Source organism: Nocardioides sp. NBC_00368 (assembly GCF_036090055.1).
Lineage (GTDB): Bacteria > Actinomycetota > Actinomycetes > Propionibacteriales > Nocardioidaceae > Nocardioides.
This window is the reverse complement of record NZ_CP107970.1, coordinates 1,987,872-2,001,531: the sequence shown is the minus strand read 5'-3', so window position 1 is coordinate 2,001,531 and position 13,660 is coordinate 1,987,872. Positions and strand designations below refer to the sequence as shown.

The window sequence follows — 13,660 nt, the reverse complement described above, 5'->3', positions numbered from 1 at the left end:
GTCAGTTGTCCTCTCCGACGTGGATGATGCCGAGCGCGGCCAGCAGCGCGCGGGGGTCCCAGGTGACGTGCTCCTCGACGACGAGGCCGTCCTCGAAGCGAGCGAAGGTCGCGCCACTCACGACGACCGTCTTGCGTGTCGGGGGCACACCCAGGAAGCCATGTGTATGGGTGCCCGTGCTGTGCCACCGGATGGCTGCCAGGTCGCCCTCGACGACGACGTCGTCGACGGTCGTGATCAGGTCCGGGAACGAGGAGCGGGTCGTGAGGATCATCGCCTTGAGGCCGTCGCGGTCCTGGGCCTCGGTGTTGCCGCTGGTCACCCGTCGGTAGGACGGTGCGAGGAGCTGGTCGAGCACGTCGACGTCGCCCTTGTCCCAGGCGGCCCCCCAGGCCGTCACGATCGCCTGCCGCCGCGCATCGCGGTCGCTCATTGTGGATCTCCTTCAGATCTCGTTGGTCGCAGTCAGTTGAAGTCGGTGGTGGTCGCTGAGGTCTCGCGGTCCGCTCGGGCCTCGCGTGCCGCGCGGCGGTCGGCGGAGAGCTCCTTGTAGAAGGAGACCGCAAGTCCGGCGATGATGACCAGGAACGGCAGCGAGGTGACGATCACCGTGTTCTGCAGGGCGCTCAGACCGCCGGCGAGCATGAGGACGATGGCGGTGATCCCGGTGAGCACGCCCCACAGGATCAGCACCCAGCGACGCGGGTCGAGCGAGCCCTTGGAGGTCATCATCGACAGGACGTACGTGTTGGCGTCGGCGCCGGAGACGAAGAACATGACCACCAGCAGGATCGCGATCGCCGAGGTGATCCCGGCGAGCGGGAAGTGGTCGAGGGTCGCGAAGAAGGCGCTGTTGATGTCGGTCGCGGTCTGCTTCGCGATGTCACCGCCCTCGTAGAGGTCGATGTGGATCGCGGTTCCGCCGAAGACTGTGAACCAGGTGAAGAACACGACGCTGGGGACCACGAGCACACCCACGATGAAGCCGCGGATCGTACGTCCCTTGGAGATGCGCGCGAGGAAGACACCGACGAAGGCGCCCCAGGACACCCACCAGGCCATCATGAAGTAGGTCCACCACTGCATCCACTCCAGGCCGCCGAACGCCGTGCCCTGCAGGCTCATCCGGAAGAAGTCGCTGGCCCACATGCCGATCGACTCGGTGTAGAGGTTGGCCAGGAACACCGTCGGACCGACGACGAGGATGAAGACGAAGAGCGCTACCGCGAGGACCGAGCTCGCCTGGCTGAGGTATTTGATGCCCTTGCTGACCCCGGTGACCGCCGACATCGTGAACGCCGCAGTGACGGCGGCGATGATCAGGACCTGGCTCACCGACGTGACCGGCATGCCGAAGAGGCGCGCCAGACCGTTGTTGACCTGCAGCGCCCCCAGACCGAGCGATGTGGTGGTTCCGAAAAGGGTCGAGAAGACGGCGAGGACGTCGATCAGCTTGCCGATCGGGCCGTTCACGCGCTCTCCGAGCAACGGGTAGAACAGCTGGCTCACGAGCGTGGGGCGGCCCTTGCGATAGGTCGAGTAGGCGATCGCGAGACCGAAGATGGCAAAGATCGCCCAGGCCTGCAGGCCCCAGTCGAAGTAGGAGTACTGCATCGCGCGCACTGCGGCCGCCGGCGTGTTGGGGTCGGCCAGGCCGTGCGGCGGCGTCGCCAGGTGCGAGATCGGCTCGGCGACACCGTAGGACACCAGGCCGATGCCCATGACCGCGCTGAGGATCATCGCGAACCAGGTGACGGTGCTGAACTCCGGGCGATCGTGATCCTTGCCGAGTCTGATGTCGCCGGCCGGGCTGAACGCCAGGAACACCAGGAAGATCAGGATCGCCAGCGTCACCACGAGGTAGGTCCAGCCGAACGTCGAGGTGACCCAGTTGAGCGAGCTGGCCGTGACGGCGTTGAGGTTGTCGGTGAACAGCACGGCCCAGGCCACGAAGATCGCCGAGACACCCACGCTGGCCCAGAAGACTGATCCCAGCCGGTTGGCCCTATCGCCGCTGTCGTTCCCTACAGAGCGGGGCGGCAGATCATCGACGGCAACAGCCGCCGCTGTATCGAGATGGTCAGTCATGGGGGAACTCCCTTGTCAGAGTTGAAGTGTGGAAGTCGGTGGGCCAGTCGTGACGGTCTCTGGCATACAAGAAGACGTTACGCACGTCACAATTGCACTGTCAAGAGTTGGCATGCAACGAGATTCTGGGCGCTTCACGACTGGCCAAGCCGTCCTGAGGATCTTCGCTGACCGTGATGTTTCCGCAGGTTAAGCGCCTGTAAATACTCGTGCGCTCCCGTGGCTCGAACTGAAGAAGCGCTGACGCGCGGCGAGCTTCGCTATCGGATCCTTGACGTATACAAGAGACCCGTTCTATGGTCTGTTGCATGCAAGAGATTCCCTGGCTGCGCAAGCTGGTCACCTATCGCGACGAGGTCGTGCTCGAGGCCGGTCACGCCCCCGTCGTTCCCGCCCGGCGCGCCAGCGTCGCGGCCGTCATCAGCAACCCGTGGCTGGGCACTGGTCCCGAGCACGACCTCAGCGAGGTGGTCTCGGACATCGCGCCCACCCTCGCCCGACTGCTGACCGACCGCCTCGTCGACTCACTCGGCGGTGTCGACGCCATCGAGGCGTTCGGCAAGGCCGCGCTGATCGGCTCCGCCGGCGAGATCGAGCACGGCGGCGCCCTGATCCACACGCCCTACTTCGGCAACCTGATGCGCGAGTTCCTCGGCGGTGAGTCGATCATCTGCTTCGCCGACACCCGCGCCGACGCCGGCCAGCCGCTCGTCGTCCCGCTGTGGCACAAGACCCACGCGGCCACCCGCAGCCACTACCAGACCGTCGACGTACGCGTCTCCGACGCTCCTCGCGCCGGCGAGATCGTCGTCGTCGCGGCCGCCTCCACCGGCCCCCGGCCGCACCCGCGGATCGGCGACCGCTCCACCGACCCCGCCATCACGTCCCTCACCCTGGAAGGTGCCCCTTCATGAACGTCCGCAAGATCGTCACCGTCGTCGAAGAGATCCGCTCCGAGGGCGGCCGGCCGGTGTCGCCGCCCGCCAAGGTGGCGATCGTCGCCGCCGTCATCGACAACCCGTGGGCCGGCCAGGGCTTCGTCGAGGATCTCGGTCCCGGCATCGACGAGAACGCCTCCGACCTCGGTGCGCTCATAGCCCCGCTCGTGATCGAGGCCCTCGAGGGGGAGCCGGAGGCGTACGGGAAGGCGGCGATCGTCGGCCTGGACGGCGAGGTCGAGCACGGCTCGGCGCTCATCCATACGCTGAAGTTCGGTGACCACTTCCGCAAGGCGGCCAACGCGACCACGCTGCTGCCGGCCGTCGAGAAGCGCGGCCCGGCGGGCGTGCTGTTCGACATCCCGCTCAAGCACATCACCGACGCGACCATCCGATCCCACCACCAGACCGTCGAGGTCCGGATCGCCGACGCACCGCACCCCGGCGAGATCGTCGTCGCGCTGGCCGCAGCCGCGCAGGGACGCCCCCAGCAGCGACTCGCGGCGCTCTCGACCGAGCAGTGAGCTGACATCGTGGCCCGCCCCACCATGGTCCTCTTGCACGGAGTCGGTCTCGACCGCTCCGTGTGGGAGCCGCTCACCGAGCTGATCGGGGAGCAGCACGACGTCGTCGCGCTGGATCTGCCGGGCCACGGCAGCCGTTCCCCGGTGTCCGCCGGAATCACCCTGCGCGATCTCGCCGACGGTGTCGCAGAGTCGATCCCAGCCGGCTCCCACCTCGTCGGGTTCTCGCTCGGTGCCCTGGTCGCGCAGCACCTCGCCGTCCACCGGCCAGACCTCGTCAGCACGCTGACCTGCGTGAGCTCTGTGTGCGACCGCACCCCCGACGAGCGGACCGCGGTGCTGGCCCGGCTCAGCGTCGCCGAGGCCGCCCTCGCCGCCAGCTCAGAGGCGTCGATCGTACGTTGGTACGACGGCACCGACGTACCCGAGTCGATCATCGCCCACACCCGCGAGGTCCTCCTCGCCAACGACGAGGAGTCCTTCCTCGCCTGCTACCGGGTGTTCGCCACGGCGGACGCCGAGATCGCGCCCCACCTCGGCTCGATCGCTGTCCCAACCCTTGCGATCACCGGCGCCGACGACCCCGGCTCGACCCCGGAGATGTCGCGGCGCCTCGCCGCCGCGGTCCCGGAAGGATCGGTGGTCATCGTGCCCGGCGCCCGTCACATGCTGCCCGTCCAGGACCCAGCCGCCCTCGCGGCTCACCTGACCGCCTTCATCGGAGAATCCGCCCATGTCTGAGACCACGCGCTACCAACACTTCATCGGCGGCGAGCACGTCGCCCCCACCTCCGGCGAATACTTCCCGAGCATCAATCCCGCCACCCGTAACGTGCTCTATGAGGCCGCACGCGGCGGGGCCGACGACATCGACCGTGCCGTACGCTCCGCCCGCGCCACCTTCGAGGACCCGGCCTGGCGCGACCTCAGCCAGACGAAGCGGGGCCACCTGCTGCGCCGGCTGGGCGACCTGATCGGCGAGAACGCCGAGGAGCTCGCCCGGATGGAGTCGAGCGACAACGGCAAGCTGCTGCGCGAGATGCGAGGGCAGCTGGCAGGTCTGCCCGAGTACTACCTCTACTACGCCGGGCTGGCCGACAAGATCCATGGCTCCGTGATCCCGACGTCGGACCGCAGCGTACTCAACTACACGAAGCGCGAGCCGCTCGGTGTGGTCGGCGCGATCACCCCGTGGAACTCGCCGCTGACGCTGACCACGAGCAAGCTCGCCCCGGCGCTCAGCGTCGGCAACACGGTGGTGATCAAGCCGTCCGAGTACACCTCCGCCACCGTCCTGCGGCTGGCCGAGCTCGTACTCGAGGCCGGATTCCCGCCCGGCGCGGTCAACGTGGTGACCGGCTTCGGTGCCGAGGCGGGCCAGGCGCTGGCCGACCACCGCGACATCGCGAAGATCTCCTTCACCGGCAGCACGGCGACCGGTGCTCGGATCGCCGCCAACACCGCCAGCCGGTTCATCGGGTCGACGCTGGAGCTGGGCGGCAAGTCCCCGAACATCGTCTTCGAGGACGCCAACGTCGCCAACGCCGCGATGGGCGTCGTGGCCGGCATCTTCGCCGCCGCGGGCCAGACCTGCATCGCCGGCAGCCGGGTCTTCGCCCACCGTTCTGTCTACGACGAGCTCCTCGAACGCGTCACCGAGCGTGCGCGGACCATCAAGATCGGCGACCCGCTCGACGAGGCGACCGAGCTCGGCCCGCTCGCCTTCGAGGACCAGCGCGACAAGGTCGCCGGCTACGTCGACCTCGGCCGCTCCGAGGGCGCCAAGGTCCTGACCGGCGGCAACGCCACCGATGCCGGCCTCGGCGGCTTCTTCTACGAGCCGACCGTCCTGGTCGACGTCGACAACGACATGCGCGTCGTACGCGAGGAGATCTTCGGTCCGGTCGCCGCGATCATGCCCTTCGAGACCGAGGAGGAGGTCGTCCGGCTCGCCAACGACACCGAGTACGGGCTGGCCGCCGGGGTCTGGACCAGCAACCTCTCGCGTGCTCACCGGGTGGCCGACCGGCTCGAGGCCGGCACCATCTGGATCAACACCTACCGCGCCATGTCGCCGATGTCACCGCGTCAGGGCTTCAAGAACAGCGGCGTCGGAGTCGAGCACGGCACCGAGACCATCAAGGAGTACACCCGCCTCAAGAGCGTGTGGGTGAACACCAGCGAGGACCCCGTCGCCGACCCGTTCGTGCTGCGGAGCTGAGCGATGCCCAACGTCGAGATCACCCTGGGCGCGGGCCGCTCCCCTGAGCAGTTGCGCGACCTGATCCACGAGGTGCACGACGCGGTCCTCCGCACCGTCGGCACCCGTCCCGAGCACGTCCGCGTCGTCGTACGCGAGGTCCCTCGGTCGCTCTGGGCGACCGGCGACGCCACCCTCGCTGAGATGGACGCAACCACCACCACCGAGATGAAGGAGCCGTCATGAGGTTCTCGTTGTTCGTGCACATGGAGCGCTGGGACGAGCAGGTGACCCATCGTCAGCTGTTCGAGAACCTCACCGAGCTCACCTTGATGGCCGAGGCCGGCGGGTTCAGCACGGTGTGGATCGGCGAGCACCACGCGATGGAATACACGATCTCCCCCAGCCCGATGCCGCTGCTGGCCAATCTGGCCGCGCGTACCTCGACCATCCGTCTCGGCGCAGGCACCATCATCGCGCCCTTCTGGCATCCCCTCCGGGTCGCGGGGGAGTGCGCTCTCCTGGACGTGATCAGCAACGGCCGGATGGAGGTCGGGCTGGCGCGCGGCGCCTACCAGATCGAGTTCGACCGGATGGCCGACGGACTGGCCGCCTCCGACGGCGGCAAGCACCTGCGTGAGCTGGTGCCCGCGGTGCGCGAGCTGTGGCAGGGCGACTACGCCCACGACGGCGAGATCTGGCAGTTCCCGACCTCCACCAGCGTGCCGAAGCCGGTCCAGCAGCCGACCCCACCGATGTGGATCGCCGCGCGTGACCCGGCCTCCCACGACTTCGCCGTCGCCAACGGCTGCAACGTCATGGTCACTCCGCTGATGAAGGGCGATGAGGAGGTCGTGGCGCTCAAGGAGAAGTTCGACACCGCGGTCACCAACCATCCCGAGGTCGAGCGCCCCGACCTGATGGTGCTGCGTCACACCCACGTCCACTCGACCGACGACCCCGAGGGCTGGCGCCCGGCCGCAGCCGGCATCTCGCGTTTCTACCGCACCTTCGACGCGTGGTTCGGCAACAAGACCACTCCCGTCAACGGCTTCCTCGAGCCCAGCCCTGAGTCGAAGTTCGAGGGCCGCCCCGAGTTCGAGCTCGAGTCGCTGCACCGCACCGCGATGATCGGCACGCCCGACGAGGTCATCGAGCGTCTGCGCGAGTACGAGGACCTCGGCATCGACGAGTTCAGCTTCTGGATCGACAACAGTCTCACGCACGAGGAGAAGCGCGCGTCTCTCGAGCTGTTCATCAAGGAAGTCGTGCCGGCCTTCGCCTAGGCCGTCAGCCCGACTCGAGAGTGCGGGCACGGTCACGCTGATGACCGTGCCCGCCACGGGCGAAACGACTGTGCTCTCCGCTATCGGTGTCGGGCGACCAGCCAGCGCATGAAGGCGCTGTTGGCGGCCAAGGCGTCGGCCGACAGAGCCCGCGGGTGGGCGCCGAACTTGGCGACGACGACCTCGTCTGTGGGGTCGATCCAGAGGTACTGGCCGTGGATCCCGGCACCGTAGATGGTGCCGTGGTCGTCGCCTGTGATCCACCACTGGCTGCGGTAGCTGCCGCGGGGATGCACTGTATGGAAGTGCGAGCCACTGGCGGCCGTGGTGTCCCCGCCGGCCAGGATGTCCTCGACGTACGAACGTGGTACGACCTGCTGGCCATTCACGGCGCCCCTGTCGAGGACGAGTTGGCCGAGCCGTGCCAGGTCACGGGTCGTGCATACGAATCCTCCGTTGGCGAACGCGAAGCCTCCACGGTCGACGGTGATCCCCGCGTCGTCCTGGGTCGGCAACCGCGACCACAGTCGGGTGGAGAGCACGTTGTGGTAGCGCTCGCCGGTGACCGCCTCGACCACCCATGCCAGGACGTCGGTCGTCGCTGAGCAGTACTGGAGGCGCTCGCCGTGGGGACCGGCCGACCGTAGCGACGTCAGGAACTCGTAGGTGTCGGCCGGGTCGTCTGGGCGTGCGGGGCGCCATCCGGCGACGCGGTCCTGTTGTGCGACGTGCGCGGTCGGGTCGTGGTACGTCTCGTCGTACTCGACGGCGACTTGCATGTCCAAGGCTTCCCTGATGGTGGCGTTTCCGTACGCCGATCGCTTCAGGCGCGGCATCACCCGTCCGATCTCCGACTGCTCTTCGACAAGACCTTCGTCGATCAGCTGGCCGATCACCAGTCCGCACAAGCTCTTCGACACTGACATCAGTGCATGCCGCGATGTCGGCGCCATACCGGGCCTCCACGCCTGGAGCGATGGCCTGGCGATGCGGGTCGCTCCGCTCGGGGTTGTTGCCAACGGCGACCGCGAACTCGCGGCGCGCCTCGCTACCGAAGACGGGCACGTCAGCCACAACGGCGAGGGAATCTACTCCGGCGTCGCCGTCGCCGTGGCCGTGACTGCCGCCATGGCTGGCGCTGATGCACGCGAGTGCTTCCAAGCTGGCCTCGACGCCGTCCCGGAAGACTCGTGGACGGCACGCAATCTGCGCGACGGCAGGGTTCTGGTGGACTCCGGCCTGGGACATGACGAACTCGCCATCGCGTTGCACAACCGGCTCGCGGTTCACAACTACTTCTGGGCAGACGTGGCCCCTGAGGCTGTGGGCTTGGCCCTGTCCAGCCTGCTCGTAGGTGGCGGCGAGTTTGCTCCCAGCATGCTGTTTGCCGTGAACATGGGCCGCGATGCGGACACGAACGCCGCCATCGCCGGCTGTATCGCCGGGGCGATCTCCGGAGTCAACTCGTTCCCCGAGGAGTGGATCGACGGCCTCAGGCCCGTGGAAGGGTCCTGCATCCGATCCACCGCAGGAATTCACCCCGTTGCCGCGGCCGACGACTTGGTCGCCCTGATCGAAAGCGAGAACCGATGAACACCCAGACACAGCTGGTCGCCCACGGGCTGCTCGCAGGCGACGCCGCCTCGGCTATGAACGCCGAGTTCCAGGTCTACGGCGTCCCGGCACGGCGTCTCAGCCGCCTCCGAGCGCTCAGTAAGCTCTCCGACGACGACAACACGACCAACATCCCGCGGCCCTTCGTCCACGCAAGTCCCCCGGCTCTTCTTCACCCGGCGCCTGCGGAGGCGAGCGAGTGGTTCGCCTATGCGTTGTGGCAGCACACGCAGTTCAGTTCGCGCGAGGAGAGACTCGCAAACTGGCAGGATCTGGCCGGGCTCGAGCCGTCGATCAAGACGCGGATCGGCTTGCGCAGCGCCTTGACGAATCTCAACCGGGGGCTGACTGCGCCGCAGTCTGGGAATGACAACCCGCACTACTTTGACGACTTGGCCATGCCGCGCGCCGTGGCCGTCGCCGTCACCCACAGTGACGACGCCACCCTGCTCGACGCAGTTCGTGCCGACGCTGAGATCACCCACGGTCGTGACGGCGTCTGGTGCGCACAGGCCACCGCAGTACTGATCCGCCACCTCCTCAATGGTGCATCGGCTATGAGCGCTGTCCAGCAGGCCACCGCCGTTCTCCCGGAAGGAACGTGGAGCAGGCGACTGGCCGAGGAGAGTCTGTCGGCCGCAGCCGAGACCAGCGGGGGGCTGCAGCGAGCTCTCGTGCTCAGCACCAAGATCGGAGACTGGATCTACAGCTACCCGGTCGCGGCGCCGGAGACCTTCGCGTTCCTCCTTGCCCACGTCGCCCAGGCAGGATCCGCCGAGGACCTCCTGCTCGGAGCTCTTGCGCAGCCCCGCAACGGCGCCGTTCTGGCGGCACTTGCTGGTGCAGCGGCCGCCGCAATGTTCGGAACCGGATGGGCGCCCGCCGCGCTGGATGCCGGCGCCGCCGTGCTCAAGGGACATTCTCTGCCCACGCTGCAGGGCAAGACCCTCGCAGAGATCACCGCAACGCGATGAGTTCCGGCCGCGTCGTCGTCATCGGAAGTGTCAACTGCGATACCTCAGCGCGAGTGTCAGCCATCCCCCGGCCGGGCGAGACGGTACTCGCTCGGACACTGGAGAAGTCCGGCGGGGGTAAAGGGGCTAACCAAGCGCTGGCGGCGGCGCGCGCCGGCGGTGCACCAACCACCTTGATCTCACGCATAGGCGACGATGAGGAGGGTTCTCTACTCGAGAAGGCGTTGTCCAATGGGGGAGTGACGACGCAGCTTCAAATTGTCCCCGCGACCCATACGGGTCAGGCGTTCGTCACCGTGTCCGAAACCGGTGAGAACTCAATCGTCGTGGTGCCCGGCGCGAACAATTCGGCGCTGCCGTTGAACGCCGACGAGCGGGCCGCCGTGGCCCAGGCAGATGTCGTGCTCCTTCAGCTCGAGACCCCCACCGACTACATCCGTCAGGCTAGGCACGCCATGCGAAAAGACGGGCTGCTTATCCTCAACGCTGCTCCAGTGGTCCCGATGACGCACAGCGAGTGGGATGCCGTGGACGTGCTGGTCGTCAACCAGCACGAAGCACAAGAGATCACTGGGGCGGGCGAGCCCCCACTTGCTCTAGACATTCTCCGGCGTCGCGCCGGGGACGTGATCATGACGCTAGGTGGCGAGGGCAGCCTCCACAGCGATCACGAAGGCAACGTCACACGCATCCCGCCCTTCGCGACCAAGGTTATGGACACCACAGGTGCCGGTGACACTTTCTGTGGGGTGCTCGCCGCTCACCTGGCGAACGGTGCATCGATCACGGTTGCACTGCTCAACGCGAGTGCGGCAGGTGCGCTCAGCGTCACCAAGCGGGGAGCCCAGCCCTCGATCCCAACTCTGGATGAGGTCCGCGCGCTCGTGGACAGCGGCGACTGAAACCATATTGGGGCGAGGACTCGCGGCAGCTGTCGGCGCCCATGGACGCGAAAGCAATCCGAACCGTCTTCTCCAAACCCACCGGCCTGGCTTGTGAGCAGATCACCGAGCGCTCGGACTCAAGATCGGCGACCCGCTGGACAGGGCGACCGAGCTCGGCCCGCTCGCCTCCGAGGACCAGCGCGACAAGGTCGCCGGATACGTCGACCTCAACCGCGACGAGGGTGCCGGGTTAGTCGAGGTCGCCGCGGGCTTGGCGCACGCGGAGGGCGAGGTGGATCTCGAGACGACGGGGGGAGGCGTCCCAGCCGGCGCCGAGCAGGGTGGTGATCCGCTCGAGTCGTTGGCGGATGGTGTTGCGATGCACGTGGAGTAGTTGAGAGGTGCGGGCGATGTTGCCATCGGTCTCGAGGTAGTGGAATGCGGTGTGAGCCAGGTCGGTGCCTCGGGCGGCGTCGTAGTCGAGGAGCGGATCGATGATGGCCGTGAGTCCACGTGGCAGGTGACCGCGGCGGTCGAGGTCGAGGAGAGCTCCGAGCATTCCGAGCTCTGACCCGTCGATCACGCCCTCGCGTCCCAGGGTCGTCAGCGAGCCGAGGGCGAGCTCGGCTGAGCGGTGGGCGTCGGCGATCGCGCGGACATCGGTGCTCGGCCCACCGAAGCCGGCACGCAATGGCCAGTTTCGCTCCGCGAACAGGCGCGTCAGGCTCGCACGCCAGTGTGGGTCGGAGGTCAGGATGCAGACGTGGTCGCGATGGACGATCATGGCGCCGCGTACGCCTGCAGTCCTCATCGCCTGCAACCGGCGCCTGGCCTCGCCCATCGGGGCCTCGATCGCGATGGTGAAGAGACCGTCGGTGGGGCGCAGGCCCCAGTGGTGCATGCGGCGTTCGACGCGCTCGCGTGCCGCGATGCGTCCTTCCAGCAGATCGTCGAGCAGCTCGGATTGCAGCCGCAGCTCGGTGTCCTCCTGCGCACGGGCGAAGAGCATCGCGAGCGTGACGTGCACCGCGACCCGTTCGAGAAGGGTGACGTCGTGATCTGAGAGGACCACCGGCGCGACGATGCTGCCCAGTTGCTCGGCCGCGGCGGTGACGGGAACGACTGTGGCCGATGGCAAAGGGGGGATGTTCTCGGCAGCGGCGGTGTCTTCGGTAGCAGTGACGACGACTCTGCCTTCGGGATCGAGCAGCTGGAGGTCGCAGCCCAGCGCGGACCGACCCATTCGCAGGATCCGATGTACTTCGGGCGCCACCATCACCGCATCCATGAGCCGACGGTCGAGGTCGAGCACGTCGGTGATCACGGCGAGCTCCTCGGCGCTGCGCTCCTGCTGACGCCCCAGGTCCTCAGCGATCCGCTCGGTCGCCTCGAACCGCATCGAGTTGTCGAGCGCGACCGCGGCGTGGGTGCCGATCGAGTCCACGATGTCGACCTCTTCGGCGCTGAAGCTCCGCGGGCGGCGCTCGGCGACGACGAGTGCCCCGATCACGCGGCCGACCACGGTCAGCGGAACCCCCATGATCGCGTAGACGCCTTCGGCCCGGACCACCTCGTCAACCGCGGGCAGGTGCTTGATGGTGTCGTCGGTGAGGTAGTCAGCCGTCTGGTACGGCGCAAGCCCGGTGGCCACCTGGCCCAGCACGCCGGTGCCAAGGGGCATCCGGATCGTCCGGTACGCAGCGGTGGCCACACCTTCGGATGCGCGAATGTAGGTCTCCCGCCGACCGGCGTCGTTCAGGCTCACGTACGCCATGTCCGAACCGACGATCGCGCGAGTCCGGCGAACGATCGCCTGGAGCACTGCCTCGACGTCTCGAAGCGCGGTGAGGTCGGCCGCGGTGTCCAGAAGGACCCTGAGCAGGTCCTCTCGGGAGCGCGAAGACATGGCATCCATGCACATAAGACTCCCACACACATGGAGCCACACCCATAGTGCAGGCGGTCGGCGCGGGAATAGCGTGACCGTCATCACCAAAGAAGCCGAGGAGGCCAACATGCGGATTACCGGAGCCGTTCTGGAAGAGCTTGGACGTCAGCGCCCCTATGCGCAGTCGCGCCCGATCACCATCACCGAGCTCGACCTCGCTCCTCCGGGGCCCTCTGAAGTGCTGGTGCGGATCGAGGCCGCGGGCGTGTGCCACTCCGACCTCTCGGTCGTCGAGGGAAATCGCCCACGACCCGTTCCCATGCTGCTCGGCCACGAGGCGGCCGGGCTCGTCGAGGCCGTCGGTGCCGACGTCGGGGACCTCCGCATCGGCCAGCGGGTCGTGATGGTGTTCCTGCCGCGATGCCAGGAATGCTCTGGCTGCGACACGAATGGACGGATGCCCTGCGAACGTGGCTCGGCCACCAACGCCGCCGGCACTCTCTTGTCCGGCGCCCAGAGGCTCACCCGGGACGGCGAAGAGGTGCACCACCACCTCGGGGTGTCGGCCTTCGCCACCCATGCCGTCGTCGACCGCGCCTCGGTGGTGCCGGTGGATGACGACGTGCCTCCCGACGTGGCCGCGATCCTCGGCTGCGCCGTGCTGACCGGCGGGGGAGCACTTCTCAACGCCGTTCAGCCGACCGCCGGCGACAGCGTCATGATCGTCGGCCTCGGCGGTGTCGGCATGGCAGCACTGCTGGCCGCGGTCGCGCAGGACGCCGGCGAAGTGATCGCGGTGGACAACAACCTCGACAAGCTGCAGCTCGCCCGCGAGCTGGGGGCCGACGCCGTCTACACCGCTACGGAAGTGGCCAAGCTCGGCGTCACGGCCTCCCATGTCCTCGAGTGCGCTGGTGACGCCCGTGCCTTCGAGACCGCGTACGCCGCCACCGCGCCGGGCGGCCGCACCGTCACCGTCGGGCTTCCCCGAGCTGAGGCGCGCAGCGAGATCTCACCGCTCACGCTGACCATGGAGTCGCGCACAGTCCTCGGTTGCTACCTCGGCTGGGCTGTGCCCTCACGCGACATCCCTCGCTTCGTCCAGTGGTGGCGCAGCGGCCGCCTGCCTGTCGAGAAGCTGATCAGTCGGATCCGGCTCGACGAGATCAACGACGCCATGGACGCACTCGCGAACGGCGACGCCGTACGCCAGGTGATCGTCCTCGATGAGCCGTGAGCGGCCCACACATCCACCGGGTCTGAC

Annotated in this window: 14 protein-coding genes and 1 pseudogene; 11 read left to right on the top strand and 4 right to left on the bottom strand. The window is 67.7% G+C overall.

The window, feature by feature from the left end; all coding sequences use genetic code 11:
* Position 1 precedes the first annotated feature (1 nt).
* Both OG984_RS09535 and OG984_RS09530 read right to left on the bottom strand, forming a co-directional pair.
* Positions 2-433, bottom strand: coding sequence for an ester cyclase (locus tag OG984_RS09535; RefSeq protein WP_328531350.1), 432 nt, complete (start codon positions 431-433; stop codon positions 2-4).
* A gap of 32 nt (positions 434-465) precedes the next feature.
* Positions 466-2,088, bottom strand: coding sequence for a BCCT family transporter (locus tag OG984_RS09530; RefSeq protein WP_328531349.1), 1,623 nt, complete (start codon positions 2,086-2,088; stop codon positions 466-468).
* 308 nt (positions 2,089-2,396) lie between these two features.
* On the opposite strand from OG984_RS09530, the gene OG984_RS09525 reads away from it, so the two are divergent.
* The 6 genes from OG984_RS09525 to OG984_RS09500 are packed head-to-tail and all read left to right on the top strand — an operon-like array spanning position 2,397 to position 7,036.
* Positions 2,397-3,002: an amino acid synthesis family protein gene (locus OG984_RS09525; RefSeq protein WP_328531348.1), complete on the top strand. Its 606-nt coding sequence runs from the start codon at positions 2,397-2,399 to the stop codon at positions 3,000-3,002.
* Positions 2,999-3,550: an amino acid synthesis family protein gene (locus OG984_RS09520; RefSeq protein ID WP_328531347.1), complete on the top strand. Its 552-nt coding sequence runs from the start codon at positions 2,999-3,001 to the stop codon at positions 3,548-3,550. Before OG984_RS09525 ends, OG984_RS09520 begins: the two co-directional genes overlap by 4 nt.
* A gap of 9 nt (positions 3,551-3,559) precedes the next feature.
* Positions 3,560-4,291, top strand: coding sequence for an alpha/beta fold hydrolase (locus OG984_RS09515; protein WP_328531346.1), 732 nt, complete (start codon positions 3,560-3,562; stop codon positions 4,289-4,291).
* On the top strand, positions 4,284-5,771 hold the full coding sequence (locus OG984_RS09510) for an aldehyde dehydrogenase (RefSeq protein ID WP_328531345.1): 1,488 nt from the start codon (positions 4,284-4,286) through the stop codon (positions 5,769-5,771). Before OG984_RS09515 ends, OG984_RS09510 begins: the two co-directional genes overlap by 8 nt.
* A gap of 3 nt (positions 5,772-5,774) precedes the next feature.
* Positions 5,775-5,996 (top strand): tautomerase family protein, encoded by a 222-nt coding sequence (locus OG984_RS09505; protein WP_328531344.1) that lies wholly within the window; start codon positions 5,775-5,777, stop codon positions 5,994-5,996.
* Complete coding sequence (locus OG984_RS09500) at positions 5,993-7,036, top strand: LLM class flavin-dependent oxidoreductase (RefSeq protein WP_328531343.1); 1,044 nt, start codon at positions 5,993-5,995, stop codon at positions 7,034-7,036. Before OG984_RS09505 ends, OG984_RS09500 begins: the two co-directional genes overlap by 4 nt.
* Positions 7,037-7,116: 80 nt before the next feature.
* Here OG984_RS09500 and OG984_RS09495 read toward each other — a convergent pair whose 3' ends face one another.
* Entirely contained in the window at positions 7,117-7,932 is an 816-nt protein-coding gene (locus OG984_RS09495) for a serine hydrolase domain-containing protein (protein WP_328531342.1), read from the bottom strand.
* Here OG984_RS09495 and OG984_RS09490 point away from each other — a divergent pair.
* The 4 genes and pseudogenes from OG984_RS09490 to OG984_RS29510 all read left to right on the top strand — a co-directional run.
* Positions 7,814-8,629, top strand: coding sequence for an ADP-ribosylglycohydrolase family protein (locus tag OG984_RS09490; protein WP_328531341.1), 816 nt, complete (start codon positions 7,814-7,816; stop codon positions 8,627-8,629). The genes OG984_RS09495 and OG984_RS09490 overlap by 119 nt on opposite strands.
* Positions 8,626-9,624 carry an ADP-ribosylglycohydrolase family protein gene (locus OG984_RS09485; RefSeq protein WP_328531340.1) on the top strand — a complete coding sequence of 333 codons (999 nt, stop codon included), beginning with the start codon at positions 8,626-8,628 and terminating at the stop codon, positions 9,622-9,624. The genes OG984_RS09490 and OG984_RS09485 overlap by 4 nt, the downstream gene beginning before the upstream one ends.
* A complete protein-coding gene (locus tag OG984_RS09480; RefSeq protein ID WP_328531339.1) occupies positions 9,522-10,526 on the top strand; it encodes a ribokinase in 1,005 nt (334 codons plus the stop codon). The genes OG984_RS09485 and OG984_RS09480 overlap by 103 nt, the downstream gene beginning before the upstream one ends.
* Before the next feature lie 124 nt (positions 10,527-10,650).
* Positions 10,651-10,704: pseudogene (locus OG984_RS29510) on the top strand (hypothetical protein); the annotation flags it as partial.
* A 54-nt stretch (positions 10,705-10,758) separates the two neighbouring features.
* On the opposite strand, the gene OG984_RS09475 reads toward OG984_RS29510, so the two are convergent.
* On the bottom strand, positions 10,759-12,525 hold the full coding sequence (locus OG984_RS09475; RefSeq protein WP_328531338.1) for a helix-turn-helix domain-containing protein: 1,767 nt from the start codon (positions 12,523-12,525) through the stop codon (positions 10,759-10,761).
* Between OG984_RS09475 and OG984_RS09470 the strand changes: the two genes are divergently transcribed.
* Positions 12,524-13,633, top strand: a complete 1,110-nt coding sequence (locus tag OG984_RS09470) for a zinc-binding dehydrogenase (protein ID WP_328531337.1) — start codon at positions 12,524-12,526, stop codon at positions 13,631-13,633. The two genes, OG984_RS09475 and OG984_RS09470, sit on opposite strands and share 2 nt — an antisense overlap.
* Positions 13,634-13,660: the final 27 nt, after the last annotated feature.

Bases quoted from the DNA above. Each gene is read 5' to 3' on its own strand.
- OG984_RS09520 (WP_328531347.1), top strand. From the start codon at position 2,999: ATGAACGTCCGCAAGATCGTCACCGTCGTCGAAGAGATCCGCTCCGAG.
- OG984_RS09510 (WP_328531345.1), top strand. From the start codon at position 4,284: ATGTCTGAGACCACGCGCTACCAACACTTCATCGGCGGCGAGCACGTC.
- OG984_RS09500 (WP_328531343.1), top strand. From the start codon at position 5,993: ATGAGGTTCTCGTTGTTCGTGCACATGGAGCGCTGGGACGAGCAGGTG.
- OG984_RS09490 (WP_328531341.1), top strand. From the start codon at position 7,814: ATGTCCAAGGCTTCCCTGATGGTGGCGTTTCCGTACGCCGATCGCTTC.
- OG984_RS09530 (WP_328531349.1), bottom strand. From the start codon at position 2,088: ATGACTGACCATCTCGATACAGCGGCGGCTGTTGCCGTCGATGATCTG.
- OG984_RS09480 (WP_328531339.1), top strand. From the start codon at position 9,522: ATGGGCGCCCGCCGCGCTGGATGCCGGCGCCGCCGTGCTCAAGGGACA.
- OG984_RS09470 (WP_328531337.1), top strand. From the start codon at position 12,524: ATGCGGATTACCGGAGCCGTTCTGGAAGAGCTTGGACGTCAGCGCCCC.
- OG984_RS09475 (WP_328531338.1), bottom strand. From the start codon at position 12,525: ATGTTGGCCTCCTCGGCTTCTTTGGTGATGACGGTCACGCTATTCCCG.
- OG984_RS09485 (WP_328531340.1), top strand. From the start codon at position 8,626: ATGAACACCCAGACACAGCTGGTCGCCCACGGGCTGCTCGCAGGCGAC.
- OG984_RS09505 (WP_328531344.1), top strand. From the start codon at position 5,775: ATGCCCAACGTCGAGATCACCCTGGGCGCGGGCCGCTCCCCTGAGCAG.
- OG984_RS09525 (WP_328531348.1), top strand. From the start codon at position 2,397: ATGCAAGAGATTCCCTGGCTGCGCAAGCTGGTCACCTATCGCGACGAG.
- OG984_RS09535 (WP_328531350.1), bottom strand. From the start codon at position 433: ATGAGCGACCGCGATGCGCGGCGGCAGGCGATCGTGACGGCCTGGGGG.